This window comes from Rahnella sp. PD12R, from assembly GCF_019200965.1.
Lineage (GTDB): Bacteria > Pseudomonadota > Gammaproteobacteria > Enterobacterales > Enterobacteriaceae > Rahnella > Rahnella laticis.
This window is the reverse complement of record NZ_JAHTMS010000001.1, coordinates 687,213-713,588: the sequence shown is the minus strand read 5'-3', so window position 1 is coordinate 713,588 and position 26,376 is coordinate 687,213. Positions and strand designations below refer to the sequence as shown.

Sequence of the window (26,376 nt, the reverse complement as noted above, 5' to 3'; positions counted from 1 at the left end):
CTCCCTTGTGAAGGGAGAGCCTGGATAATCGTTATTTCTTTTCTGTTATTAATTCCCGCGATAAGTCGAGAAACCGTAAGGACTGACAAGCAGAGGAATGTGATAGTGAGGCACTGAGCCATCCGCTTTAAAAATAACAGGGATCTCCGGGAAAAAAGAAGCGGTATGATGCTTTTCAAACCATTCTCCGGTTTTAAACGTCACCCTATAATTGCCTTTTTCCATCACATTTTCATTGGGATACAGTGCAGGAATTCTTCCCTGTTCATTAGTTACCCCGCTGCTTAACTGCACCCATTTGTTACCTTCCTGCTTCTCGAGAGATACGCTTACGCCTTCTGATGGCAGGCCGTTTTGCAGGTTTAAAACATGGACGCTGAGAGGATTTGCTGCAAAAGCAGATGTCAGACACAGGGCATTGATTATACCGGCGAGTAATATTTTCTTTTTAAACATATGTTCGTCCTTTTGAACTCAAGGTTATTTGTTAATAACGCAGAATATTTTGCAGAATTATATTTTTTGTTTTCCTCATCACAGACATGAGAAAGTACAAAATATCCTCTGCCTTGACGAAACAAAGTCTACTTTTTACTGACTAACCCCAAGATGACGGGTTGATGACATTTTTGTAATAATTCAGATTCAGAGAGTGACAGAGCACTTTTTCCGCCTCAAAAATGCCCTGTCCTGCATCAGAAACGCATTAACTGCCTGAATTCCTTTACCTTGCTCCGGCTGACCGGCACTTCGAAATCCAGATCACTTAACCGCAAAATGTAGGTGTTGTTAAACCACGGCACGATCTCGCGGATCTTCGACAAATTCACGCAATACGAACGGTGGCAGCGGAAAAAATGCTCCTCCGGCAGGCGGTTGCACAGTTCGGTGATATTCATCGGCATGGTGAATTCTTCTTTGCGGGTATACACCTGCGTCACCTTTTCCTGCGCGGCCGCGTAATAAATATCGTTAATGTCCGTCACGATAATGCGCTCATCTTTGATGAGATTAATGCTGTGGCTGACGCGCGGCGCGTTACTCGGCGCGGGCGCGGAAGCTTCCTGCTTATCCTGGCTGTCGCGCTGGAAATGCGATTCGAGTTTTTGCAGCATCGTGACGATGCGGGATTCGTGATAAGGCTTGAGAATGTAGTCAAACGCTTCGATTTCAAAGGCTTCCGCGGCGTGTTCTTTGTAGGCGGTGATAAACACAATGTAAGGTTTATGCGCAAACTTACTGATATTTTGCGCCAGCAACACGCCGTCGAGCGAAGGAATGCTGATATCGAGGAAAATCGCATCGACTTCATGGGTTTGCAGATATTTCAGCACATCCAGCCCGTCATCGAATATCGCTTCAATTTTGATGTTGCTGTGCGTGTTAATCAGATAACTCAGTTCTTCCTGAGCCGGTATTTCATCTTCGACGATAATGGCTTTCATGGAATATTCCCCGATGCATTCGCCCGAAACGCGGGCGGCAGGTTAAATGCTTCAAAAAAATGATAATTAGCGAACAGTGACTGCACGGTTCTTCCGCTTCAGGCTATTTTGCTCTCAGGGGCATTTGCCACAGGGGAAGAGGCCCTGGTAATTAAAAATGAAATATCCGTCCCCGGTTCAAGGCGGCGGATTGTCAGCCCCTGACCGTACAACAACGAAACGCGGTGATGCACATTCAGCAGGCCGATTTTATTGCCCGGCATTTCGTTGCGCTCAACGCGGTCAATGGTTTCCTGATTGATGCCGTGGCCGGTGTCTTTCACTGAAACCTCCACGCCGTCGGGCTGATGTTTCACTGAAATCACCACCACACCTTTCCCGCTGCACTTCTGGATCCCGTGGACGATAGCATTCTCCACCAGCGGCTGGATCAGCAGGCTGGGGATTTTCACCGAAATATCGTCATCAATGTCATAAATCACCGTCAGCTTGCTGCCAAACCGCGCCTGCTCGATGGCGATGTAATCCTGCACCTGATGCAGTTCCTTGCGCAGATCAATCAGCTCATCATTCAGTTCCAGGTTATAACGCAAATAACGGGAAAGATTGATGATCAGCTGCCGCGCGACGTCAGGGCGGGCACGGATTGAAGACGAAATGGCATTCAGCGCATTAAACAGAAAGTGCGGGTTAATTTTGCTTTGCAGGGCGCGCATTTCAGCTTTATTCGCCATTTCACGCAGCTGCTCGGTGCGCGAAACTTCCATCTGCGTCGACATAATTTGCGAAAGCCCGATCGCCATGACTTTCAGCGAATAGGTTATGCGGTGCGGATCGCAATAATAGATTTTCAGTGAACCGGTCACTTCGCCTTTTTCCCACAGCGGGATGATAATCAGCGAGTGAATTTGTGGCGTGCGGTGCATCTCGTCGTTATTTTTGACGGTAATCTGGCCGCTTTCCAGCGTGGCCTTGGTCATCTCGCTGAGCGCTTCGTGGCCGATATTGTATTCTTCCGCGCCCGTGCCGACGTACGCAAGAATGTTTCTGGTATCGGTAATGGCGACGGCATCGGCGTCGATATCATCGCGGATAATCCGGCAGATGCTGTCTAACGATTCAGCATTGATATTCCTGAAGTAGGGCAGCGTTTTATTGGCGATATCCAGCGCCAGCCGCGCCTGCCGGGCGGCAATCACCTCTTTTTCATCCTCGACGCTTTGCACCAGAATCACGATAAGACCAATCGAGCTGGCACCAAGGATCAGCGGCGCGGCGATATTCATCACGATATCCAGCCCGAGTGAAAACGGGCGGGCCATCAGCAAAATCAGGATCATGGTCAGCGTTTCGCACAGCATGCCGGCCACAATACCGACTTTCCAGTGCAGCGCTTTTTTGACTTTTTTATTGATATAGCCAGAAAGAAAACCGGCGGTAATACTGGTGATCAGACACGGAATGGACGTCGGCCCGTGAATGTCGATAAGAAAACGGTGAGTACCCGAAATCACGCCGGTAATAATACCGACCCACGGCCCGAACAGAATGCCGCCGGACATAATGGCGATAGTCCGCACGTTAATCAGCGAGCCTTCAACGTTAATCCCCGAGAGTGTGCCGAAAATCGCAAACAGCGAGAAAATCGCTGTCACCGCCGCCAGTTCCAGCGCCGTATGGTTATCATTTTCTTTGTGCAGCAATTTACGGAACAGCGGGGTACGCGTGAGGAAGAACAGACAGATGAGCATCAGCGCCGCACGGTCAAAGACCGCCAGCAGCATATCAAACATGTGAGGCATGGTGATTTCTCTGCACAGTAATACATATCTGTGCCAAATGGATTCAGCCGTTATTATAAATAAAAGGTCAGAGATTCACCACCAAAGGACGGAATGCGGTCCGGTTCAGGTCCAGAATGCTAACTAAAAATGGAGAACAGCCAGAAATGATCTCGTTATCAACGCCGCGGCTTATCATGCAGCCAATCCAGACTGACGACTGGGCGTTCTTTTTGCGGTTGTACCAGACGCCGGAAGTCATGCGTTTTATCGGCGATATCGAAACGCCCGCGCAGGTTCACAGCCGTTTTGAGCAGCGTCTTGGCAACTGGGATCGCTACTGCGATTTCTGGCTCTGCCTGCTGATCCGCGAAAAAGAAACCGGCGCGGCGGTGGGGCTGACCGGATTTTTCCCCGACTGGCGCCCATATCAGCAGGCGGAAGTGGGCTTTATTCTGGCACCGGAACATCAGCGCAAAGGCTATGCGGTCGAGTCATTACGCGAAGTGTTAAATTTTGCTTTCGACCAGTGCGGATTCCACCGTTTGCAGGCCAACGTGCTGGAAGGTAACGACGCATCGCGACGCGTGCTGGAGAAATGCGGTTTTCAGTATGAAGGGCGGCTGCGTGACAGCTACCGCATTGGCGACGAATGGAAAAACGACTGGCTGCTGGGGCTGCTAGCCAGCGATACGCGCGCTGAGTGATAAATCCCCGTAGTTAAAAAAATGTTGCTCAATCTCTCGACAGATTTTTTCCTCTGCGATATGTTCGTTGAAGGCCGCAACGCGGCCAGCGTCGCTCGGACGGTCCGGGCGCTTACGTATCCCAGAGGAAATTATGGCTGATTCCAGTTCACCCCGTCGTTTTTCGCGTATTGATCGTCTTCCCCCTTATGTTTTCAACATTACTGCTGAGCTGAAAATGGCCGCACGCCATCGTGGCGAGGACATTATCGATTTCAGTATGGGGAATCCTGACGGCCCGACACCGCCACACATCGTGGAAAAACTGGTGCAGGTGGCGCAGCGTGAAGACACGCACGGTTACTCGACATCCCGCGGCATTCCGCGTCTTCGCCGGGCGATTTCCCGCTGGTATGCAGACCGCTATCAGGTTGAAATCGATCCGGAAAGCGAAGCGATCGTCACCATCGGGTCGAAAGAAGGGCTGGCGCATCTGATGCTGGCAACGCTCGATCACGGTGATACCGTTCTGGTGCCAAACCCAAGTTATCCGATCCATATCTACGGCGCAGTGATTGCCGGTGCGCAGGTGCGCTCCGTGCCGCTGGCGGAAGGTGTGGATTTCTTTGCCGAGCTGGAAAAAGCCATTCGCGAAACCATTCCGCGTCCGAAAATGATGATCCTCGGTTTCCCGTCGAACCCGACGGCGCAATGCGTGGAACTGGATTTCTTCGAGCGCGTGGTGGCGCTGGCAAAACAATACAACGTACTGGTGATACACGATCTGGCGTATGCCGATATCGTGTATGACGGCTGGAAAGCGCCGTCGATCATGCAGGTACCGGGCGCAAAAGATATCGCGGTGGAATTCTTCACGCTGTCCAAAAGCTACAACATGGCGGGCTGGCGTATCGGCTTTATGGTCGGCAATCCTGAGCTGGTCAGCGCGCTGGCGCGTATCAAGAGTTATCACGATTACGGCACATTTACCCCGTTGCAGGTGGCGGCGATTGCGGCGCTGGAAGGCGATCAGCAGTGCGTGAAAGACATTGCCGAACAGTATCGTCAGCGCCGAAACGTGCTGGTGCGCGGGCTGCACGAGGCGGGCTGGATGGTGGAAAATCCGAAAGCCTCGATGTACGTCTGGGCGAAAATCCCGCCTGCGTATGCCCATTTAGGCTCGCTGGAATTCGCCAAACGCCTGCTGGCGGATGCGAAAGTCTGCGTGTCGCCGGGCATTGGTTTCGGTGATTACGGCGATACCCATGTGCGTTTCGCGTTAATCGAAAATCAGGATCGCATCCGTCAGGCGGTGCGCGGCATTAAAGCGATGTTCCGCGCCGATGGCCTGCTGGCACCGAAAAAATCCGGTAACGAACCGCCGGCTGAATCTGAATAATTTTCGGACGCGTTAAAAGCGAAAAACATCAAAGCCAGTCATCTGAGGTGACTGGCTTTTTTTATTCACTGGTTTTTATTCACGACTCTTTGTTTAACGGATGTCAGCAGGTGAACAGCCAAACCGCTCGCGAAAACGCAGGGAAAACCGCGAACTGGCGCGATAGCCGCACGCATCGGCGATTTGTGACAGGCTCCAGCGCGTGGTTTGCAGCAGGGTCATGGCGTGATGCATGCGGATATCCTGCAACAATGTCCGGAAGCTGATTTGCTCTTCCACCAGCCGCCGCCGCAGCGTAGCTTCACTCATGGCCAGTTGCTGGCTGGCGCTGGCGGCGGTCCAGGCAAATTCCGGCGCGGAAGCCAGCAGCGTGGTCAGCCGGGTGCCCAGCGGTTCACCGGCGCGCGGCATGAATAAAATTCCGCGCTCCGCCAGCGCGATCAGCACGCCGGTCAGACGGTTTTGCTGTACCGCCGTGCTGGCCGGATTTTTCAGACCGTGCAGACAATAATCCAGCGTTTCCTGTAATTCATCGTCCAGCGGTACGATCTGAAAGCCGTTAAGCGGCGTGAGCGGCGACAGAAGCGGGGCGTTATCGCGGTAAAACCCGGCGATCAGCGCAGGCGAAAACCCGAGAAACAGCGACGAGAAAATCCCGCTTTCCGCACTGACGGTTTTGCTGACGTGCGCCTGCGTATGTTGCGAAATCACCATCAGATGGGGCGTGTTCCCCAGCTTCACCGGCGCGTCGTGCTCATGACTCAGCGTCAGTTGCCCGGAATTCACCCGCAGCAGCGATGGCTCGAAAAACCGGAAACTGGACACCTGATGCGGCTGTTGCAGATAAGGCTGCGCCAGCGAAAAAAGCCGGTCGTGGATGACCGGCAGTTGGTTTGGCAGAAGATTTCCTGCATTGCTGCGACCTTCAGAGGGCATAGTGTCTCCTGCCGCCGGGCTTTACTTCACGTCCGGATTTAAGGTGTAAGTCCCGGTCAGGCTGGCCTGCGCCAGAACGTGGCCTTCAATGGCGGCCAGCACATCCGGGCCGTAGAATTTATCCTGCAATTCCAGTGAAGGAATATCCAGCGCATACAGCGTAAACACGTAGTCGTGCGCAATTTCATCATTCCACGGCGGGCAGGCACCGTCGTAACCGTAATAATCGCCGCCCATATTTTCGTCGTCGCCAAACCACGCGGTATAACCGTTGATGCCGTGACGCATTCCGGCTTCAGCGGGCAACGCCGGTTTACCTTTTGGCGTCACGCTGTCGCTGTGGCTGCCTTCGGCAATCTCACGGGTATCAGCAGGAATATTCACCAGCAGCCAGTGGAACAGATCGATACGCGGCAATGATGCGGAAACCACTTTGCCTTCCTGATTGACGTCGTCCGGACGGCTCGGCACATGCGGATCCACACAAACCAGCGCAAACGAACGGGTGTTTTCCGGTACGTCGCTCCAGGCTAAATGCGGGTTACGGTTGGAGGAAAGCGCCAGGTGGTTTTGTGCATCCTGAACGGCAAATGCCAGTTCGCCCGGCATCGGTGCGCCGTTCTCAAAATTCTGACTGATCAATTTCATTGGAAAATCCTCTGCATGTCGTTGGACTGGGGTATGGAGAGATTCTATCGCGATGTGCTTCCGGCAGAATGACATATCCCGTCAGATTATTCACTTTTCCCGTCATAATGACCGGAAGGGTGAGTCCTGCGGTCTTCATAAAGTCTGCGTATTTATTTCCTATACTCATTTTTCGTGCTGATGGTTCCCTGAAACTTATCTCCGGATAGGAAACGATTTATGAAAACCCGTTACTCGCTTTCCCAGATAAGCCTGCACTGGGCGACGTTACTCATGATTATTCTGACTTACGCCGCCATGCTGACCCGTGATTATTTCCCGGAAGATAATCAGCCGCTGGTGCGATTGCTGCATTTCAACTTCGGGATTTGTGTCTGGCTTCTGATGTGGGTGCGCATTTTTCTGCGCACGCGAAATACCACACCGGCCATCACGCCGCCGCTGCCGCGATGGCAGATTGCGACGTCCCACGCCGTTCACGGTGTTTTGTATCTGCTGTTTCTTTCGCTGCCGGTACTCGGCGTGCTGACGCTGGAATTTGGCGGGCGCGACTGGGTTTTATTTGGCTGGCAGGTGCCGCAGTTTATCTCGCCGGATCCTTCCGCGCGCCGCACGGTGCGCACGGCCCATGAATTCCTGGCGAACTGCGGGTATTACCTGATTGGCTTACACGCGGTGGCGGCGATTTATCATCACTATTTTCGTAAAGACGATACCTTTACGCGGATGTTGCCGGGGAAATAGTCCGGGGGAATTCTGAGGCGGGAAGCTTCACCGGCAGGGCGTCTGCCGGTGAAGAAATCAATCAGTCGTTATCGCTGTTGTAGTGGATCACCCGACGCTTGCCGTCGATCTGCACGTCTGCCAATTTCCGTTGTACGGGCCTGACCTCACCGTTGCGCAGCGCCTGAATCAGCGTGTCTTTATCCTTCCCTTCATACAGATAAAGCTCTCCGGTTTGTGCCCATTTTCCGGCCTGACGGGCGAAAATCCGGCAGTTGATGGACGGCGCATCAAACGTATTACAGAAGAAAATTTCTTTCTGCTTATCGTTGTTCAGATCCAGCGTATTGATGATACATGCGCCTTCTAAAATCAGACAATCGCGCAGCGTACTGCGGTAATTCTCCAGCTCTGGCAGGCTTTTCCACCAGGAGTCATCCGGCTGCGATGCGCCTTTGGCCAGCAGGATCTGTTTTTTCGCGTCTTCAATGCGGTAGTTTTTCGCGGCGTTCTCAGCCTCTTTAACGCTGTAAGCACCCCAGCGGGAAGTTTGCGCCAGCATGTTTTTCAATGACGCCTGCAAACGCGGATCGCTGGTGAATGCCGGATTCTCCCGGAGCTTCTCCAGCGCCTCATTCCCCCGGCGACCAGTGTCGAAACGCAGCAGATTCAGCGAGAGATCTTTAGCCTGCGTTTTCCCGCTGTCCAGCCGCGCAATCTGGCTATTCACGCTGATGCGGTAAGGATCCAGCAGCGGACTGTTACAGGCAATCACCAGCAAAACCACCAGCAGCGACAGCGGTTTGTTGAACTGCGTAATGCGCGGCAGCCAGTCCGGGCGCTTATCGATAACGGAAAAACTGTAGCAAACCGACGCAATTAGCGTGACGGCAATAATCTGCATCGCCCAGATCCGCGACGGCGTCCAGCCGTACTGCGTGACGCGCAGACCGGTGGCGTACAGCGCCAGCGCGGCATACACCGGCAGCAGCAAAATCGCGGCGTTGACCATCAGGCGGATGGCGCGCGGATACGGCTTCACCGGACTGTCCGTTTCCCGCACCACATTCACCAGGATCAGCACGCTCAGCGCCATGGTGGTCAGCAGACTTGCCGCCGACCACGCCTGAGACAGCGCGTTCAGGCCGGTAAACGGCAGCGCAAACAGGAAAATCAGCGCGATAAACGCCACCAGCGGCAACAGACCTTTCAGGATAAAACGGATGATGTTGCGCGTCGTGTTCATCAGCGAAGGCTGGGTGCGGCAGGTGACAATACTGATGCCCAGCAGCACGCCGTAAAGCAGCCAGCCGACCAGCGGCGTATCGTAAAACAGCTGGTGGAAGTACTCGATGCCAATCAGCCGGAACAGCGCCGCCCACAGCGCGACCACCGCAACGGCCAGCAGCATCAGCAACACGGTTAACATCACGCACAGAATATTCTGGCTGTAACAGGCCGCCAGATGGATGTAGCGGTAGCGCGTCTCCGGCGGGAAAGCCTGAACCTGAAGCCACGGCAAAATAAAGAACGTCAGCAACCCCAGTGACAGCTGGAACGGAACAAGAATGCTGTCCGTCATATTTCCAAAAATATTACTTTTTGCCCACGCCGCCAGCCCGGCCAGCAGCAGGGTAAAGACGATAACGCTTGCCCAGAACCGGCCGTCTTTCAGCCGCGTGACCGACAGCGAAATCAGCACCGGTAATACCAGTGCCATAGTTTGCCCGTAGATATTATGCGTAAAGCGAATTAGCGCGGGCGTTTCAGGGGCAGAGAAAAAGAAATACAGCAGCAGGCCCTGCAACAGGCATATCGCCATGATAAAAGCCCGTGCGGGCGAAGGAACAGGGGGCATTGCGCTGCCTGCCCGGTTGAACTGAGGCATCCGTGACTCTCCAAAGTGTAAGGGGACATGATCAGAAAATTCTTGTCAGTGTAGAGAATTCCGCGGCTGAGTGCAGAAAACTCTTCTCCGGACGGTGCCGGCAATTTTGTGAGCTTCACCGCATAACTGGCAAAATCAGCGGCAGTCACTAGGCTTAAATATTGGATGGAGAATTTCGAGGTGAAAATGGCTGAACACGAACTGAAAGAAAAACGCATTGAAATCGTTAAGAATTTCTACGCCAAACTGGATCAGGCTGATGCTTCATTGTTAGATCTCTTTGCCGAAGACGTCGTGCTGTTCTTCCCGAAATTTGGTACCGCCCAGGGTAAATCGTCATTGGGAGAACTGGGTAAACGCTTTGCGCTGGAGATAGACAAAATTCAGCATATTCAGGATGCTTTCGCCTTTCTGAGTGATGGCGACACGATTGTGCTGGAAGGACAGATGCGCGGCGTGATGCAAAACGGCGACCGCTGGCCGACGTCCGAAGCGGGGCGCCATCATTTCTGCACGGTGTTTGTGTTCGAGGATTTGCTGATAAAACGGGTCAGTATTTATCTGGATCCGGACTTTAATCTTGAGGACAAAAAGCGCGTCAGCAATTACCGGCAGACAGTGAAAGCTGAAGCATCTTAAAAAAGAAGGGAAGTGGCTTCAACCAGCCACTTCCCTTCGCCAACCACCGACATCAGGAATCGGTAGGGACAACGCTGTTTTTGTAGCGTTGCAGGATCGGAGAATTGATATCCGAAGGATTCTGCAACTGCCACAGATTGCGGTCGATACCGTCATTCACCAGATAAATCACACCCGACTCAATGGCCGACATCAGGCACAGCATCACCGGTTCGTTGGTGGTGTAACCGAGTTCGCCTTCCAGCAGGCGCTGGTAATCGATAAAGCGGAACACCCCGGCCTGCACTTCATAGGACAGAATCGTTTTGCTGGTATTTACTGATGACAACACTTCCCCGGTATTGACGTCGACCGCGCGCAGGTTCACCGCAATCTGATCCAGCTGATATTGCGTGCTGGCGCCGATACCGAAATAACGTGCCCCGATCCCGCCTGATTTCACATTGCTTTCATAACCAATGATCGAGCCTTCAATCAGGATATTCGCGGCCACCAGAGAGGACAGCGGGCGCTGGTTATTGATGGCGACGCTGCCGTTATCCTGTGCGGCACGGATAATTTTGCGTTCATTAAGCAGGTTTTGCAGGCCCTGACGTTCCAGAGGAATAAACCATTTCGAATCTTTCAATGCGGAAACCAGCATCGCCGTGGCGCTCTGCGGCACCGCCGTCGAGAAGTTACTTGCCGGATATGGTTTGAACTGGCCCGTTTCATCCTGAATATTGTAAACCGAGACAAAAATTCGCCCTTGTGGTGACGGGAGATGTGTCAGATCCGTATAACTTTGTGCTCTCGGCAATAACGTAGGTTTGGCGGCTTCTTTCGGTGCTGCTGTGAGGCACCCGCTCAGCACAAAAACTGCGATGAGTAATAAATAGCTGCGCATGATGTTGTTCCTGTTTTTATTGGTCATCGGAATCAGTTAGTCGTTGCAGACAAACCCTGAACCTGAATAGTGGAAATTTTGCCGGTTTTGCGGTCGGTGACATTCATCACCAGCTGCCCGTCGGTATTCTGGATATCCACAATAAAGTCCTGTGTCACCAGCCGCCCCGGTTTCCCCTGATTCACGTTACCCATCAGACTGCCCAGTAATTGCGACTGGATAGACGCGGTAAAGTTATCCAGCGCGGAAGTACTGGACGTGCCGAAATCATACGCATCGGGGTCTTTATACGAGTTTTGCGCCTGCGCCTCATTGAGCAGAAACGCGCCATTATTCGGGTTACCGCCGAAATTCGGGTTGATGAACTGGAAAACCATATTGCCGCCCCAGGACAACGGGGACGCCGTCAGCAATGCCAGCAGCATCACCGAACGCGGGACAGAGACTGGAATATTCACGATGCTCTCCTTAAAAGAGGCTGTGCATTAAAATTCGTCATGGGCAAGATCCCCGGTACCAAGTAGTGCTTTGTCTAGCTGCCGCCGTGATAAGGCTTCCGTGACCCCGGCAATGGCGGTATCGATGTCCTTATTAAAATTGCGACGGTTCGGAAACAGCAGAGTCTGATACAAGGTGTCCTGACCTATTTTTATGGTGATCCAACTGCCCCAGCGGGCGCTGGGTCTTTCTGAAATAGTGATCGTTTCCGGGTAGTTCTGATCCCAGCGGTCGGTAAAACCACGGTAAAAATCGTGGCCCACCGACGTCACCGTGCGGTCGGTAATCAACCCCGGATCCCGTACATCAGCGGCCTGGACATGCACGCAGGTAGCACAAAGCAGCGCCAGCCAGAGCCAGAACGATTTCATACAAGGAGTCATGATGTCAGCGCTTGAGATTGTCGTTAGCCCAGGAAGCCGCCTGAGTACGGTTCTTGACGGAAATTTTCCTAAATAAATTATAAAGATGCGTTTTGACGGTGTTCTCGCTGATAAACAGCAGACGTGCGATTTCCGTGTTCGACGCGCCAACACGTAACTTATTTAGGATCTCTTTTTCACGGTGGGTCAGGCCGGTGTCTTCACTGTGAAGATGGCGGAAAGCGCCGGACTGATTGATCAGATAGCTGGCGAACCCCTGAGAGAAGTAGCATTCCCCGCGGATCACGCTTCGGATACCTTCCACCAGATGCTCTTCATCGGTCGAAAGATAAAAAACGGCGCTGATCCGTGGCCAGGTTTCGATTTCACGGAAATGATAATTATCGGGCGTATTCAGCAGCAATAACTTCACGCTGCTGTGATACCGGTTAATGGCGGACTGCCAGGATTCAATGGTCCGGCGGTCCGCCTCCATCATATCGAAGAGAATTAACGTCTCCTGAAGATACTGATCCTCCAGAGACTTATGAATATTGTGCAACCGGGTATTAACGTAAAGTTGTTGTTTTAATTGCTGCAATAAAGCACTGGCTTGTAATGATGGTTTGGTCACTAATAAAAGAATATTATTATTGATTGCTGCTTCATTACTCATAATGAAACCCTGCCCTGATTTATTATCGCCACAGTCGGCCAATGCCTGATAATTAAAACAGGCAGGAAATAGACTGTGATTTTATTTTGCTAAATCTATAGCTGTATGTTTGCTGTGTATATCTGAAAACTGCAAATATACGCAACCTGAGGCACATAATATTTCAGGTCGTTTTATGTGCGGTACAGACTCAATTTAGCTTTTGGTTTCCCTTACGCAAGGCTTATTTATGTTTCAAAATGTAACTCAAAATGTATAAAGTTTTCTTAATGTATTGCGTTAATTTACCCGCGCCCAGCTTAAAGGGAATTTAAGTAAGGCACTTACATAATCTTAACGTTCACCCTTGTTAAGACTGCGAATTTAAGGATTACTTAACGCAAATATCCTTCCGGAAACAGCAATGGTCTGCATGATTCATCGTAAATAAAGCCAATATCAGCCTCTCATACATTCGATTTAGCTTAGGTGAGGCTTCACTAAAGCCCTTTTACAGGCAGGGAAAACGGTGTGACGCGTGGTGGAAAGGGGGCAGACCGGCAATGTTAAGGGGTGGAAATGTGCGAAAGATCTCCTTTATGGCCGAATGCGTGTCAGTATTTTATTAAGAATAGTTGCATTTGTGTGATTATTTGAACGGCTATTTTTTAGCACTTTAGGATTAATGCCATGGGGTAGATTAGCCACGCTGACCTTTTACTGAAATATTCTGGTCAATCCGCATGAGAAGTGCATCCTCATACTTTTTGATGAAGCTGATAATTAAAATACGACGTGCGGGTGAGTTTCTTATTCGGATGAAACTCCATAATCAATTCGTCAGCAGCAATAAAACCGGCGAGCTAATTATCCGGCGTCGGGTTTAAAAAGGTGACGAAATGAAGAAGACATTACTGACCCTGGCGTTACTTTCCATATCCTGGGTCGTTCACGCACAACAATCTGACATGGGTTACTCAGATTTAAATTCTGACAGTCCGGATCAGTATTTTGCTGGCGCGAGAAATTCATCAGGGAATTCATCAACGATTTACCAGAACGGTAACAGTAATGCGGCCTATACGAATCAGACGGGTTCCGGCAGTTCAAGCGTTATTCGTCAGATAGGTACAGAAAATACCGCAGTGGTAAATCAGAGAGGTAATGGGAATAACGCTGATATTTCCCAAAGCGGCAGCGATAATTTTGCCTACATATCGCAAAGCGGCGGCGGGGATGCATCCATTACGCAACAAAATTTTGGCAATACGGCTTACATTCTGCAAAAAGGCCGGAGTGTGACGGAAATTCGCCAGAATGGTACGAACCAGAGCAGCGGTGTCGTACAAAACTCGTCAGGAATGGCGATTAGAGTGACACAGCATTAACAAACATACGTTCTTATGACATGACATCCGATATTAAACCAATGGGGTAGCATCATGAAACTTTGGAAAATTGTGGCAGTCTCCGCTTTAGTCGTCAGTGGCAGTGCATTTGCAGGTAATAGCCATGGTGGTGGTAATGACCATGGCAATCCACCTCCGTCAAATCCACCATCAACGGTGCCGACATTCACGGCCACCCAGTGGAATTCTGAAATTCAGATTTACCAGCAGGGGACGTCTAACCTGGCAAACGCCACTCAGTCTGGCGCGCAAAAATCACTGACCAGTATTGACCAGAATGGTTACAGAAACACCGCGAACACAACTCAGACGGGTGATGGCAGCCTGCTCAGCGTCGTGCAGAAAGGTGATTACAACACCACCAATGCATCTCAGAGCGCTAACGCCAGTAAAATTCTGGTTTCCCAGAGTGGGACTGGCAACTACGCTCAGGCTTCACAAGGTGCTAACGGTGCTTTGACCAGCATTACTCAGTCTGGTACGGGTAACCTGGCTTACGCCAACCAGAACTGATCGTCACCTCCCTCTTTCACGGGGGAGGTGCTATAAAAACAGGGCACGAGCCCTGTTTTTTTTCGACTGGATCCAGAGGATAAATGTCATGCACTTACTTCTGATTGCCGCCGTAATGTCAAACCAGCTCTGGTTCGACACCCATAATGACGCCCAAACCTACACCGTAACGCCGATGGTCAGCCTCACTAAAGCCTGCGCCTGTCAGGTGGCGGTGTCCGTTTCGCAGGAAAGCACCGCCGGAACCAGCACCAGCCGCCAGAGCCAGAACATGAATCTCTCCGCCAGCCAGGCGCAGCCGCTCGGGCAAATGCGTTTTGCCGTCAGACCCGGCGGGAAAACGCAAATCATGATTACGGTGACGGACGGCGATAAACTGCGGCTGGAAAAACAGCTGACGCTGCCCAATGACGCATAGCCGTTAACGTATAAAGCAGACGGCGTTTAAACGGGTCAGACCGCCAGACTGTCGTAGCCTTTGCGGCGATAATTGAGGGCGGAAATGCCCCAGAACACCACAAAAATTGCCACGGCGGCATACCCGACGCTGCCCATATTGTCATTGAGTTCTCCGACAACGCGCCAGAATGCGCCGTGCAAATCCAGCTTGTCCGCCATCAGCCCGAGCGCTTCCAGGCCGCCGATAAACAGGGCAATAAATACGCTGGTGGCCGTAATGGTCATATTGTAATAGAGCTTGCGAACCGGTTTATCAAACGCCCAGCCGTACGCGCCCACCATGACAAAATTGTCGAGCGAGTCGATGAGCGCCATGCCGCTGGCGAACAGCGCCGGGAAAATTAAAATACTCCAGACGGACATACCGGAAGACGCGCCCGCTGCGGAAATGCCCAGCAGACCGATTTCCGTGGCGGTATCAAACCCCAGCCCGAACAAAAATCCGACCAGATACATCTGCCAGCTTTTATTCACCAGATTAAACGCGAAACTGAAAATCCGGCTCATGATACCGCCCTGAACCTGATTCAGCTCTTCTTTATCCGTGAAAGTTTGCCCCTGTTTTACTTTCTGAAAACGGCGATATACGTCCCGCAGAATCAGTGCATTCAGCAGCGCCATCATCAGTAAAAACAGTGCAGAAACCAGCGTGCCGATGGTGCTGCCATAATCATGCAGCCAGCCGATTTTATTGCCGAAAACCAGTGATGTGGCGGCGATCGCCACGCAGGCCAGCACCACAATGCTGGAATGCCCGAGTGAGAAAAACGCCCCGACCGCCACCGGCCGCTGACCCTGCTGCATCAGCTTGCGGGTCACGTTATCGATAGCCGCGATGTGATCCGCATCGACCGCGTGCCGCAGACCATAGCCGTAAGCCAGCAACGCCGCCGCCATCAGTGCCGCATGATGGCGAAACACCAGAAATGCCCAGGCCCAGGCCAGTAAATTAATAGCCACCAGACCGGTTAAAAGCCAGGAAGCGCGGCGGTGTGTGTGGAAAATGTCACGGCTAATCATGGGGATCCTTATTGTTTGATAAAGAAGTTGCAACAGAAGCTGAAACAGAAGCAGAAATTAAAGAAGAGAACTGAAGGCGCGCACAGGCGACCACGGCCTGACCCAGCGCCAGCCCGCCGTCACCGGGCGGAATGTTTTGCGGCATCAGCACCCGCAAGGGCGACAGATGATGGTGCAAACGCTGGCTCAACAGGCGGTTATGCAAAACACCGCCGCCGAGCGCGACGGTACGGATACCGGTGCGGGCACAATGAAAACGGGCGAGGGCGGCAAAACCCTGCGCCAGTGCGTCATGAAAAGCGAAAGCCCGTGCGGCAGGCGGTGCCTGCCAGGCGAGCCACTGCTGCCAGAAAGTGGCTAAATCCAGAAAAACGCCGCCGGATGTATGGCACAGCGGGAGCGTAACCGGATGCGAAATGCCTTCCGCGCGGTGAGCCAGTGCTTCAAGCCGGCAGGCGGCTTCACCTTCCCAGCTCAGTTGCGCCGGTGCGCAGCCGAGGGCGGCTGCGACGGCATCAAACAGTCGCCCGCAGGAAGACGCCAGCGGCGAATTCACTCCGGCGGCGATGGCTTTCGACAGCGGCAGCCACGGGGGTTCATCCAGCACGCGCGCTTCGGGCAGCGACTGCCAGCCGGGCACGAAAGCCTGCCACTGCGCCAGCAAATTGCGCCAAGGTTCACGCGCCGCGCGGTCGCCGCCGGGCAGCGCGACGGCGGGTAAACCCCCTAAATGTTCGCAATGCAGATAATCCACCTGCAAACATTCACCGCCCCACAGCGCGCCGCTTTTGCCTGCCGGAATGCCGTAACCCAACCCGTCCAGCGCCAGCCCGATGACTTTTCCGCCGGCCAGCGGCCAGCCGTTTTCTGCCAGGCACGCCGCGAGATGCGCGTGATGATGAAATACGTCAACGACCCGTATTCCGTGGCTTTCGGCCTGAACGTGGCTGATATAAGCCGGGTGCGCATCGCGGGCAATCGCCACCGGCGTGCATTCATAAAGCTGCTGGAAATGCTCAATGGCCTGCTGTTGCTGGCGGGCAATATCATCGTCAGCCAGCGATCCGAAATGCGCGCTGAGAATGGCCTGATTGCCGCGCACCAGACAGAACGTATTTTTGAGGTCGCCACCCAGCGCCAGCACCGGCGGCTGGGTGTTGAAACCGGCGGGCAGCGGCAGCGCGTCCGGCACAAAACCTCGCGCACGGCGCAGAACTTCGGTGCCCTGCGATGTCAGGCGAACCAGCGAATCGTCGGCGCGCTGAACGATGTCGCGGTTATGCAACAGGAAGACGTCGGCAATTTTGCCGAGCTGACGAAGTGCATCGTCATTATTTAAAACCGGCGCACGTCCCGCCGCATTCCCCGACGTCATCACCAGCGGCATGCCGCAGGCCTGCATCAGCAAATGATGCAACGGCGTAAACGGCAGCATCAGCCCGACTTCATCCAGCTCAGGCGCAACCGCTGCGCACAAAGGTGACGTGGCGCTTTTTGCCGTCAGCACAATCGGCGCGGCAGGCGAACTCAGCAGTTCGCGTAACGCAAACTGCGGGCTGTCATCGCTGCATTGCGCCAGCCAGCTCATATCCGGCAGCATTACCGCCAGCGGTTTTGACGGGCGGTTTTTGCGTTCCCGCAGCCGCATAACTGCATTCTGTTGAGTGGCATCGCATGCCAGATGGAAACCGCCAAGCCCTTTGAGCGCAACAATTTCACCTGCCTGCAACGCGTCAACGGCATAGCTGAGCGCCGCATTCCCCTGCGCCAGCGCTTCGCCGTTTTGCCGCGTGGCGCGCACTTGTGGCCCGCAGTCCGGGCAGGCGACCGGCTGTGCGTGGAAGCGCCGGTCGGCCGGGTTTTGATATTCCTGCAAACATGCCGGGCACAGCATGAATTCCGCCATGCTGGTGGAAGGGCGGTCATAAGGCATCGCGCGGATAATGGTGAACCTCGGGCCGCAATGCGTACAGTTGGTAAAGGCATAGCCGAAACGGCGGTCGCCGCTGCGGGTGATTTCCTTCAGACATTCCGGACAGGTCGCCGCGTCGGGGACCACCTGGGTACTCATCTGCTGGCGTCGGCTGTTTGTGATGGAGAAATTGGGCGGGGGAGTTTGCCAGTCGAAACGACCCACGCTGACGCTGTCGATGCGCGCCAGTGGCGGACATTCGTGTTTTAGCTGAGCGATAAATGCGTCGATATCCACCGGCTGAAAAAGTCTGATTTCCACGCCCGCGCTGTCATTACACACTTCGCCGCGAAGCTGCATCCGGTCCGCCAGTTGCCAGATAAAAGGCCGGAAACCGACGCCCTGAACCTTGCCGCAGATGCGGATCACGTGAGAATCAAACATACAGCCTCATGAAATTTTGGGTGTGCTCCTCCCCCTTCGCAGGGGGAGGCGCTAAAAAAACTAAACTTCTACCACCGGGATCACATCCTCAACGGCACTGCGCAGGCGCGCTTTCATGTCGCTGTAGGTTTGCTGTGCGTAGTTTTCCGCCCAGCGCTGATCGGCAATCTGCTGAACGTTAACGGCGCAATACTTGGTTTCCGGCGTTTTTGAGACCGGATCCAGATTATCCTGCGTCAGTTCGTTACAGGCACCAATCCACCATTGATAGGTCATGTACACAGCGCCGATATTGATACGTTCATTGAAGTTGGCGCGTGAAATGACTTTGCCACGGCGTGAGGCGACCCAGACCAGTTGCTGGTCGCGGATGCCGAGCGCTTCGGCGTCCTGCGGGTGCATCTGCACAAAGCCCGGTTCGTCGGCCAGCGTTTGCAAAGCGGCGCAGTTGCCGGTCATTGAGCGGCAGGAATAGTGGCCGACTTCGCGAACGGTACACAGCACCAGCGGATAACTGTCATCCGGCACTTCTGCCGGTGCGCGCCACGGTGCGGCAAACAGCTGGCCTTTGCCGGTGGGTGTATCAAACCGATTATCGGCGTAAAGGTACTGCGTCCCCGGGCTTTCGAGGGTGGTACAAGGCCACTGAACGTGCCCGAGTTCGCCCATTTTTTCGTAGGTTGCGCCATAGAACAGCGGGCACAGCTCACGCATTTCGTCCCAGATTTCCTGGTTATCGTTGTAATGCATCGGATAACCGAGTTCTGTCGCCAGCAGGCTGATGATTTCCCAGTCGCGTTTGACGTTGTACTTCGGTTCGATGGCTTTCTCAAAACGCTGGAAGCCGCGGTCGGCACAAGAGAACACGCCGCCGTGTTCGCCCCATGACGTGGCAGGCAGAATCACGTCGGCCTGTTCCGCCGTTTTGGTCATGAAAATGTCCTGCACAACCACAAATTCCAGCGCCTCGAAGCCTTTGCGCACCAGACCCAAATCGGCCTCAGTCTGCAACGGATCTTCGCCCATGATGTAGTAGGCTTTCACGTGACCTTCAATCGCCAGATGCGGGATTTCGGTGATGCGGTGGCCGACTTCAGCGTCCATCTGGTTAACGTCAATGCCCCACGCATCGGCGAATTTCGCACGAACTTTTGCGTCGGTGACGGCCTGATAGCCGGGGAATTCATTCGGCAGAACGCCCATGTCGCAGGCACCCTGCACATTGTTCTGTCCGCGAACCGGCCCTACACCGACGTTGGCGCGGCCCAGATTACCGGTCAGCAGCGCCAGTCCGGCCAGCCCTTTCACCACGTCTACGGCCTGACCAAACTGAGTCACGCCCATGCCCCACATGATGGTGGCAGAAGGGGCGGCGGCGTAAGTGCGCATCGCCTGACGGATTTGCTGTGCAGAAACGCCGGTCTGTTCGGCGACCGCTTCCGGTGAATAATCAGCAACGTTTTTGCGGTATTCCTCGAAGCCTTCCGTGTATTTCGCCACGTAGTCGTGGTCATACAGGTTTTCTTCGATCAGCACATGGGCGAATGCATTCACCAGCGCCATGTTGCAGCCATTTTTGATTTGCAGATGCTGATCGGCAATGCGCGCGGTTTCGATGCGGCGCGGGTCACAGACAATAATCTGTGCGCCTTTTTCTTTGGCTTTGATCACGCGGCGCGCGACGATCGGGTGGGAGTCCGCACAGTTATAGCCGATCACCAGCAGGCATTTTGAATTCTCGATATCGCCGATGGAGTTACTCATCGCGCCGTTACCGAGCGTCGCCTGCAAACCGGCGACGGACGGGCCATGACACACGCGGGCGCAGCAGTCGACGTTGTTGGTGCCGATGACCGCACGGGCAAATTTCTGCATCACATAGTTGGTTTCGTTGCCGGTACCGCGGGAAGAACCGGTGTGCATGATGGCGCGCGGGCCATGTTTTTGTTTGATTTCTTTCAGGCGCTGCGCGGTATAGCGAATGGCTTCATCCCAGCTGACGGCTTCAAATTTTCCGCCTTTCTGACGGCGGATCATTGGCTGCGTCAGGCGCGGGGTCAGCAGTTTGGTATCGTTCAGGAAATCCCAGCCGTAATAGCCTTTCAGACAGAGTTCGCCCTGGTTGGTGACGCCGTTGGCGGCTTCGGCGCGAATGATTTTTCCGTTATCCACAACCAGATTCAATTTACAGCCAGCCCCGCAATACGGGCAGACAGTGGTGACTTTTTTCATGTGATTACTTCCTCTATCCGGAGTTAAAACAGCAAGGGAGATGTGCTGTCGAGCGCAGCGCGGCGGCGTTTTTCTGCGTTCATTTCCTGTAAGTGATTACGGTCGATGGCGTAAAGCGCCTTGGTCGGGCAGATTTCCATGCAGGCCGGGCCTTCTGCGCGGGAGTGGCACAGGTCGCATTTATGCGCTTCGGCTTTGTCCGACGTGGCGACCATTGCGGCACCGTTCTGGCGGAAAATCGGTTTGGTGACCACTTCCATCGCGCCATACGGGCAGGCGACGACGCAGGTTTTGCAGCCGATGCAGCGTTCCTGCATCACCTGAACATGGTCGCCGGTGCGCAGGATCGCGCCATTCGGGCAGACGTTGGCGCAGGGCGCGTCTTCGCACTGGCGGCACATCACCGGCGTACTGAGGTTCACGCCTTTAATGACGTGCAGGCGCGGGGCGAACGTGGCGGCATTCAGCAGCGAGATATCCTGAGAATCGCAGTGCGCCATGACGCAGGCAATTTCACAGGTACGGCAGCCGATGCATTTTTTAGGGTCGGCGATGATGAACCGGTTCATGTAAATCTCCTGATTCCGGATTTTCTTATGGGGCCGGATGACACCGGCCTGACGACATTGCTGAACAGGTAATACATAAACCATGCCAGTTTTAGATTTTAATTTTTATATCTGCATTTCAATGAGTTAATGGTTGCCTTGCCTGCCGGTGACGACACGTGTCACTGACGTCATGTCCGCGTCGTCACCACATCGACAGTTATGTCGACAGCAAGGTCAGGCGGTTTCGGCCTGAAAAGGCGCGATGCCCATGCCCTGTTCCAGCGCCGGTAACAGCTGATGCAAACGGATGACGGCCTGTTCCACGGCGTCGCTCATCGGGTAATAAAACGCGACGACGTCCGGCTGAATGCCGACAAACGTGATTTGTGGGATATCCTCACGCAGCTGCTGCATAAGAAACGTCAGCGGCAAATTGTGGGTGGTCATCATGAACATTTCGCCGATGTCGCTTTCTTCGAGAATGCGCATCTCACCGGGCATCAGCCCCATGTCGGTTGCGTCCACGATCACCAGATGCGCCGGGCGCAGCTCGCGTAAATAGCCGATGTCGTTTTCCGGCGCGGCACCGCCGTCAACGACTGTCCAGCCGCTGAGCGGTTTTTCTGCGCACAGTTCTGCCAGCCGGGGCCCGGCGCCGTCATCGCCCATCATGCTGTTGCCCACGCACAGCAGCGCGTAGCGGGAAGTGGAATCAGGCATCGTATCTCCTGACCATCAGGTACATCGCGGGGTCGCTTTCGATTTGTCCGAGCAGGGCGATGAGCTGGTCGCTCCAGCCCTGCTGTTCTTCATTCATCTGCGGGCGGGCATCGCGCAGCGCCAGCGCCAGTAAATGGGTGTGGCTGCTGTCGATATTGATTTCGCCAAAACGCTGTACGCCCGCCAGTTTTCGGTAAGCTTCGCCCTGTTCTGGCAGGCAACTGACCCATTGCTGGTAACCGGTAAGCGGGCATTCGAGGCGGGATTTCAGGCAGTCGATCACCCCGAGGTGGTGGCCGATCGCCAGGCTGTAATACACCACTTCCTGCACTTTCTGCGAGCTGCGCTTTTGCGCACTTTTCTCGTCGACAAATTTGCTGCTCAGCGAGTAAAAAATCACTTTGTTCTTTTCCGCCTGATGACCGGAAAAAGGCTGATGCTGCGCGTAGCGCTGGTCGTTTCCTGACGTCATCACAGACGCACCTCCCCGCGCAGAACCTGCTGATAAATCTGTTGCAGGTTGCCGACAATTTCTGTGAGACGCAGGTCGCCGCGTTCGCTGAGGTAGGTTGAAACGCGCTGCTCCACCGGTTGCAGGCCGGGTGCGGCCACGATATTCATAAACTCATCGGCAATCTGACGGCCATAACGGTAACCGGCCATGCGGCGCGCTTCACGGTCGAGTAACACGCGCAACGGCTGCGGCAGTTCCGGATGCAGTAATTCCGCCGGAGTCGCTGCGGCGTCGTCGTGCTGCTGGCCTTTGATTTTCTGATCCAGCAAACCGAGCGCCATCGCGAAGCCGTAAATGGTGGCCGCCGGTGTCGGCGGGCAGCCCGGAATATACACGTCGACCGGCACGATTTTGTCGGTGCCGCCCCAGACGCAGTACAGGTCGTGGAAAATACCGCCGCTGTTGCCACAAGCCCCGTAAGAAATGCAGATTTTCGGATCCGGTGCGGAATCCCAGGCGCGCAGTGCGGGCATGCGCATGGCGCGGGTGACCGCGCCGGTGAACAGCAGAATGTCGGCGTGGCGCGGCGACGGCACTACTTTGATGCCAAAACGTTCGGCGTCGAACAGCGGTGAAATCGCCGCGAAAATCTCAATCTCGCAGCCGTTACAGCCGCCGCAGTCCACGCGGTAAACGTAGGCGGAGCGGCGGATGCTGTGCAGCAGGGTGGATTTCAGTTTTGCGATGCTTTCGTCAAGCGTGACGGGCACCGGCAGGCCATTTTCGTCGCGCGGTGCAATCGGGTTATGACTCATGAACGGGCCTCCGTGGTCATATGGCGGCCGATATCAATACGGTCGGTGGAAGAAAGACTGTGCATCTTTTTGCATGACGGACAGGTTTCGTACTGCACGCGGCGATCGCTAATTTGCCGGTCACTCAGCGCGGCGCTTTCCTGCAACAGGCTGAGCGCGAAGTCGATTTCCTTTTGCACGGCGTAAGGTTTTCCGCATTCACGACAATGGCAGACGGGGAAATCCGCCGTTTCGTACAAATCTTCTTTGCGCCATACCGCCAGTTCAAATTCCTGCGACAGTTTGATGGCCGCCGTCGGGCAGACTTCCTCGCAGCGGGCGCAGAAAATGCAGCGGCCTAAAAACAGCTGCCAGCGCAGGGTTTCGCCGTCTTCCGCCGTGGTCATGGTCAGCGCGTTAGACGGGCAGGCGTTGGCGCAGGCCCCGCAGGCAATACATTGCTGCGCGGTGTACTGCGGCTTGCCGCGAAAATTCGGCGCCAGATCCAGCGGCGTGAACGGATAACCCACGGTGGCTGTGCCCGTTTTCAGCACTTTTTTAATCAGTTTCAGCATGATTTAAGTGATTCCTCAAAGCGGCGAATTTTTGCGTTCGATGCCGTAACGTTCGATCTCTTTGTAAGGCACGACGATAGTCGTTTTCTTACGCACATCGACCACGGTCATACGGTCGGTGCAGGAATAACAAGGATCGAGACTGCCGATGATCAGCGGTGCGTCGGACACCGTATTGCCACGCAGCATGTAGCGCAGCGTCGGCCAGTTGGCGTACGTCGCCGCACGGCAGCGCCAGCGGAACAGCTTCTGGTTGTCGCCGGTCATGCTCCAGTGGATGTCATCGCCGCGCGGGGCTTCGGCAAAACCGAGGGCAAAGCGGTGCGGAATATAGGTAAACCCTTCCACCGCCAGCGGGCCGCCCGGCAGGCTTTGCAGGCCAAACTCAATCATATTCAGGGCGTTATAAACTTCGTGGATGCGGACTTTAAGACGGGAATAGACGTCGTTGCCGGTTTCGCTGCAAATCTCAAACGGCAGTTTGGCGTAACCGGCGTAAGGGTGATCCTGACGCATATCGCGGCGGTGGCCGCTGCCGCGCACCATCGGGCCGACGTTACTGAAATCACGCGCGACCTGCGGATCCAGAATGCCGACGCCGACGCTGCGCTGTTCGGTATTCGGCGTGCTAAGCAGAATATCCACCAGCTCACCGAGGTCACGACGCATGCTGCCCGCCAGCGCAATGGTCTGGATCATGTCGTCTTTTAAGATGTCGCGGCGGATCCCGCCGATCAGGTTCATGCCGTAGGTTTTACGTGCGCCGGTCAGGATTTCGGCCATCTTCATCGACTGCTCGCGGATGCGGAAAAACTGCATAAAGCCGGAGTCGAAACCGACGAAATGGCAGGCCAGCCCGAGGTTCAGCAAATGGCTGTGCAGACGTTCCACTTCCAGCAGTATTGAGCGGATCATCTGGGCGCGTTCCGGCACCACAATCCCCATCGCATTTTCCACCGATGAGGTATACGCCACGCTGTGGGTAAAGCCGCAGATGCCGCACACGCGGTCAGAAAGGAACGTGACTTCGTTATAGCCCATGCGGGTTTCGGCCAGTTTTTCCATGCCGCGGTGGACGTAAAACAGACGGTAATCCGCGTCGATAATGTCTTCGCCATCGACAAACAGACGAAAATGTCCGGGTTCGTCAGAAGTGACGTGCAGCGGGCCAATCGGCACAATTTTGCTGCCTTCTTTAGCTTGCGAAATAAACGGATAGGTTTCGTCGTCGGTGGTCGGCGCCGGGCGCTGACGGTAATCCATTGAATCTTTGCGCAGCGGATACAAATCATCCGGCCAGTCGTCCGGCAGCACCAGACGACGCTCGTCCGGCAACCCGACCGGGCGCAAACCGTACATATCGCGGACTTCGCGTTCACCCCAGACTGCTGCGGGCACGCGCGGCGTCACGGACGGGAACTCCAGTGAAACCGGATCTACTTCGGCGCGCACGGTGATCCAACACTTCACGCCTTTTTCCATCGACAGCACGTAATACAGCGCATAGTTGCCGCACAGCGTACGTTCGTCATTGCCGAACAACACGGAAAGCCAGCCGCCTTGCTGGTAATACAACCACTCGACCACTTCCGGCAGCGCGTTCAGCTTAATGGTCACCGTCGCCTGCGTATCGGTCTGCCATTCGCTGCCTAAAATGGCCGCCGGGAACTGCTTCGCCAGCGCGGCAAGATAATGTTTGCCGACCGGGTTTTGATTTAATGCGGTATTGAACTCACTCATTACAAAGCCTCTTCCCGCCGTGGCGGGATAAGAAAAATGTCAGGTCAGCCTGCGACCAGCCAGGAAACCAGCGCCAGAAATGCCAGCCCGAAGCCCGCCCATGTGGTGCGGGACGTTTTGAGAAAACGCAGACGGGCGACGCTGTTTTCGATAAGCGCCACCAGAAAAACGGCGATCAGCAGCTTCAACAGGCTCAGCACCCCGGCAGTCAGCAATGCCACCGGCGTGATGTGATCCACCTGCCCGAACGGGAAGAACAGGCCAAGAAACAGCTGCAACACCACCAGCTGTTTCAGGCTGATGCCGATTTTCAGCACGCCCAGCGCGGCACCGGAATATTCGGTCAGCGGGCCTTCCTGTAATTCCTGCTCGGCTTCGGCCATATCAAACGGCAATTTGCCCATTTCGATATACGTGGCAAACGCACAGGCCAGACCGGCCAGAATGAGCGTCAGGGAAGACGACACCGGCCAGTGCAGCACGCGGGCAGCAATCGCGCCCAGCGAGGTGGAACCGGCCACCAGCGCGGCGATCCACAGGCCGAGCAACAGGATCGGTTCGACCAGCACGCCCAAAACCGCTTCACGGCTGGCGCCGATGCCGGTGAACGTGCTGCCGGTATCCAGCCCGGCGATGGCAAACACAAAGCGCACCACGGCAAACAAATAAATCACGGTAATCAGGTCGCCTGCTGCGCCCATCGGCGAAGACAGCGTAACCACCGGCAGGGCGGTGGCGATAACCAGCAACCCGCCGGTGAGCAGATACGGCATGCTGCGAAACGCCGGGCCGGACGCCGCCGGTGCCACACTCTGGCGTTTGAGTAATTTGGCGATATCACGGTATTCCTGTAATACCCCCGGCCCGCGGCGGTTGTGCATCCGGGCGCGCATGACGCGGCTGAATCCGGCGAACAGCGGAGCCACCGCCAGCAGCGCGATGGCCTGGATCAGCGCCAGCGGCCACAGAGAACTGTTCAGCAAAAAGGGAAAATTCATAGTCAGTTC

At 54.6% G+C, this 26,376-nt stretch carries 27 protein-coding genes; 7 read left to right on the top strand and 20 right to left on the bottom strand.

Translation table 11 applies throughout. The features are described from left to right. Positions 1 to 48: 48 nt before the first annotated feature. From uraH to KWG64_RS03230, 3 genes are all read right to left on the bottom strand, one after another. Entirely contained in the window at positions 49 to 456 is a 408-nt protein-coding gene (uraH, locus tag KWG64_RS03240) for a hydroxyisourate hydrolase (protein WP_218520897.1), read from the bottom strand. A gap of 239 nt (positions 457 to 695) precedes the next feature. Then, entirely contained in the window at positions 696 to 1,445 is a 750-nt protein-coding gene (locus KWG64_RS03235) for a LytTR family DNA-binding domain-containing protein (RefSeq protein WP_195816233.1), read from the bottom strand. 98 nt (positions 1,446 to 1,543) lie between these two features. Then, positions 1,544 to 3,247: a sensor histidine kinase gene (locus KWG64_RS03230; protein WP_218520896.1), complete on the bottom strand. Its 1,704-nt coding sequence runs from the start codon at positions 3,245 to 3,247 to the stop codon at positions 1,544 to 1,546. Positions 3,248 to 3,393: 146 nt separating this feature from the next. Between KWG64_RS03230 and KWG64_RS03225 the strand changes: the two genes are divergently transcribed. Together KWG64_RS03225 and alaC are read left to right on the top strand one after the other, a co-directional pair. Further along, positions 3,394 to 3,933 (top strand): GNAT family N-acetyltransferase, encoded by a 540-nt coding sequence (locus KWG64_RS03225; protein ID WP_218520895.1) that lies wholly within the window; start codon positions 3,394 to 3,396, stop codon positions 3,931 to 3,933. A gap of 133 nt (positions 3,934 to 4,066) precedes the next feature. Next, positions 4,067 to 5,311: an alanine transaminase gene (gene alaC / locus KWG64_RS03220; protein ID WP_218520894.1), complete on the top strand. Its 1,245-nt coding sequence runs from the start codon at positions 4,067 to 4,069 to the stop codon at positions 5,309 to 5,311. A 93-nt stretch (positions 5,312 to 5,404) separates the two neighbouring features. Here the strand turns inward: alaC and KWG64_RS03215 are convergent, their stop codons facing one another. Together KWG64_RS03215 and KWG64_RS03210 are read right to left on the bottom strand one after the other, a co-directional pair. Beyond that, the gene (locus KWG64_RS03215) at positions 5,405 to 6,247 is read right to left on the bottom strand and encodes an AraC family transcriptional regulator (protein WP_218520893.1); all 843 of its coding nucleotides are present in this window, start codon (positions 6,245 to 6,247) and stop codon (positions 5,405 to 5,407) included. Between the two features lie 21 nt (positions 6,248 to 6,268). Next, positions 6,269 to 6,895, bottom strand: coding sequence for a YbhB/YbcL family Raf kinase inhibitor-like protein (locus KWG64_RS03210; RefSeq protein ID WP_195824769.1), 627 nt, complete (start codon positions 6,893 to 6,895; stop codon positions 6,269 to 6,271). A 219-nt stretch (positions 6,896 to 7,114) separates the two neighbouring features. Between KWG64_RS03210 and KWG64_RS03205 the strand changes: the two genes are divergently transcribed. Continuing rightward, positions 7,115 to 7,639, top strand: a complete 525-nt coding sequence (locus KWG64_RS03205; RefSeq protein ID WP_195816239.1) for a cytochrome b — start codon at positions 7,115 to 7,117, stop codon at positions 7,637 to 7,639. A 61-nt stretch (positions 7,640 to 7,700) separates the two neighbouring features. On the opposite strand, the gene KWG64_RS03200 is transcribed toward KWG64_RS03205, so the two are convergent. Further along, positions 7,701 to 9,476 carry a DUF4153 domain-containing protein gene (locus KWG64_RS03200; RefSeq protein WP_255562068.1) on the bottom strand — a complete coding sequence of 592 codons (1,776 nt, stop codon included), beginning with the start codon at positions 9,474 to 9,476 and terminating at the stop codon, positions 7,701 to 7,703. A gap of 216 nt (positions 9,477 to 9,692) precedes the next feature. Between KWG64_RS03200 and KWG64_RS03195 the strand changes: the two genes are divergently transcribed. Then, positions 9,693 to 10,145: a nuclear transport factor 2 family protein gene (locus KWG64_RS03195; protein WP_195816241.1), complete on the top strand. Its 453-nt coding sequence runs from the start codon at positions 9,693 to 9,695 to the stop codon at positions 10,143 to 10,145. 52 nt (positions 10,146 to 10,197) lie between these two features. Here the strand turns inward: KWG64_RS03195 and csgG are convergent, their stop codons facing one another. From csgG to csgD, 4 genes are read right to left on the bottom strand one after another with little or no spacing between them, the layout of a single operon-like run. Further along, entirely contained in the window at positions 10,198 to 11,031 is an 834-nt protein-coding gene (csgG, locus tag KWG64_RS03190) for a curli production assembly/transport protein CsgG (protein ID WP_152324481.1), read from the bottom strand. Between the two features lie 32 nt (positions 11,032 to 11,063). Beyond that, positions 11,064 to 11,456, bottom strand: coding sequence for a curli production assembly/transport protein CsgF (gene csgF, locus KWG64_RS03185; RefSeq protein ID WP_152324726.1), 393 nt, complete (start codon positions 11,454 to 11,456; stop codon positions 11,064 to 11,066). Positions 11,457 to 11,516: 60 nt separating this feature from the next. Then, the gene (gene csgE, locus KWG64_RS03180) at positions 11,517 to 11,900 is read right to left on the bottom strand and encodes a curli production assembly/transport protein CsgE (protein ID WP_152324480.1); all 384 of its coding nucleotides are present in this window, start codon (positions 11,898 to 11,900) and stop codon (positions 11,517 to 11,519) included. A gap of 16 nt (positions 11,901 to 11,916) precedes the next feature. Then, complete coding sequence (csgD, locus tag KWG64_RS03175) at positions 11,917 to 12,567, bottom strand: biofilm master transcriptional regulator CsgD (protein ID WP_195816242.1); 651 nt, start codon at positions 12,565 to 12,567, stop codon at positions 11,917 to 11,919. Positions 12,568 to 13,445: 878 nt separating this feature from the next. Here csgD and KWG64_RS03170 point away from each other — a divergent pair. The 3 genes from KWG64_RS03170 to csgC all read left to right on the top strand — a co-directional run bounded on the left by KWG64_RS03170 (position 13,446) and on the right by csgC (position 14,886). Next, complete coding sequence (locus KWG64_RS03170) at positions 13,446 to 13,934, top strand: curlin (RefSeq protein WP_195816243.1); 489 nt, start codon at positions 13,446 to 13,448, stop codon at positions 13,932 to 13,934. Between the two features lie 54 nt (positions 13,935 to 13,988). Further along, positions 13,989 to 14,468 carry a curli major subunit CsgA gene (gene csgA / locus KWG64_RS03165; RefSeq protein WP_218520891.1) on the top strand — a complete coding sequence of 160 codons (480 nt, stop codon included), beginning with the start codon at positions 13,989 to 13,991 and terminating at the stop codon, positions 14,466 to 14,468. An 88-nt stretch (positions 14,469 to 14,556) separates the two neighbouring features. Beyond that, the gene (gene csgC, locus KWG64_RS03160) at positions 14,557 to 14,886 is read left to right on the top strand and encodes a curli assembly chaperone CsgC (protein WP_165058397.1); all 330 of its coding nucleotides are present in this window, start codon (positions 14,557 to 14,559) and stop codon (positions 14,884 to 14,886) included. Positions 14,887 to 14,921: 35 nt separating this feature from the next. On the opposite strand, the gene KWG64_RS03155 is transcribed toward csgC, so the two are convergent. The 10 genes from KWG64_RS03155 to KWG64_RS03110 all read right to left on the bottom strand — a co-directional run bounded on the left by KWG64_RS03155 (position 14,922) and on the right by KWG64_RS03110 (position 26,367). After that, a complete protein-coding gene (locus KWG64_RS03155) occupies positions 14,922 to 15,947 on the bottom strand; it encodes a HoxN/HupN/NixA family nickel/cobalt transporter (protein ID WP_195824765.1) in 1,026 nt (341 codons plus the stop codon). Then, entirely contained in the window at positions 15,940 to 18,303 is a 2,364-nt protein-coding gene (gene hypF / locus KWG64_RS03150) for a carbamoyltransferase HypF (protein ID WP_218520890.1), read from the bottom strand. Before hypF ends, KWG64_RS03155 begins: the two co-directional genes overlap by 8 nt. 60 nt (positions 18,304 to 18,363) lie before the next feature. Continuing rightward, positions 18,364 to 20,535 carry a formate dehydrogenase subunit alpha gene (gene fdhF / locus KWG64_RS03145; protein ID WP_195824763.1) on the bottom strand — a complete coding sequence of 724 codons (2,172 nt, stop codon included), beginning with the start codon at positions 20,533 to 20,535 and terminating at the stop codon, positions 18,364 to 18,366. A gap of 23 nt (positions 20,536 to 20,558) precedes the next feature. Next, on the bottom strand, positions 20,559 to 21,104 hold the full coding sequence (gene hydN / locus KWG64_RS03140; protein ID WP_218520889.1) for an electron transport protein HydN: 546 nt from the start codon (positions 21,102 to 21,104) through the stop codon (positions 20,559 to 20,561). 216 nt (positions 21,105 to 21,320) lie between these two features. Further along, positions 21,321 to 21,806 carry a hydrogenase maturation peptidase HycI gene (gene hycI, locus KWG64_RS03135; RefSeq protein WP_218520888.1) on the bottom strand — a complete coding sequence of 162 codons (486 nt, stop codon included), beginning with the start codon at positions 21,804 to 21,806 and terminating at the stop codon, positions 21,321 to 21,323. Continuing rightward, positions 21,799 to 22,278 carry a formate hydrogenlyase maturation HycH family protein gene (locus tag KWG64_RS03130; RefSeq protein ID WP_152324725.1) on the bottom strand — a complete coding sequence of 160 codons (480 nt, stop codon included), beginning with the start codon at positions 22,276 to 22,278 and terminating at the stop codon, positions 21,799 to 21,801. The genes hycI and KWG64_RS03130 overlap by 8 nt, the downstream gene beginning before the upstream one ends. Beyond that, positions 22,278 to 23,075, bottom strand: a complete 798-nt coding sequence (locus tag KWG64_RS03125; RefSeq protein WP_218520887.1) for an NADH-quinone oxidoreductase subunit B family protein — start codon at positions 23,073 to 23,075, stop codon at positions 22,278 to 22,280. Before KWG64_RS03125 ends, KWG64_RS03130 begins: the two co-directional genes overlap by 1 nt. After that, on the bottom strand, positions 23,072 to 23,629 hold the full coding sequence (locus KWG64_RS03120; RefSeq protein ID WP_195816251.1) for a formate hydrogenlyase complex iron-sulfur subunit: 558 nt from the start codon (positions 23,627 to 23,629) through the stop codon (positions 23,072 to 23,074). The genes KWG64_RS03125 and KWG64_RS03120 overlap by 4 nt, the downstream gene beginning before the upstream one ends. A gap of 15 nt (positions 23,630 to 23,644) precedes the next feature. After that, the gene (locus KWG64_RS03115) at positions 23,645 to 25,369 is read right to left on the bottom strand and encodes an NADH-quinone oxidoreductase subunit C (protein WP_195816252.1); all 1,725 of its coding nucleotides are present in this window, start codon (positions 25,367 to 25,369) and stop codon (positions 23,645 to 23,647) included. Between the two features lie 44 nt (positions 25,370 to 25,413). Then, complete coding sequence (locus KWG64_RS03110) at positions 25,414 to 26,367, bottom strand: respiratory chain complex I subunit 1 family protein (protein WP_218520886.1); 954 nt, start codon at positions 26,365 to 26,367, stop codon at positions 25,414 to 25,416. Positions 26,368 to 26,376: the final 9 nt, after the last annotated feature.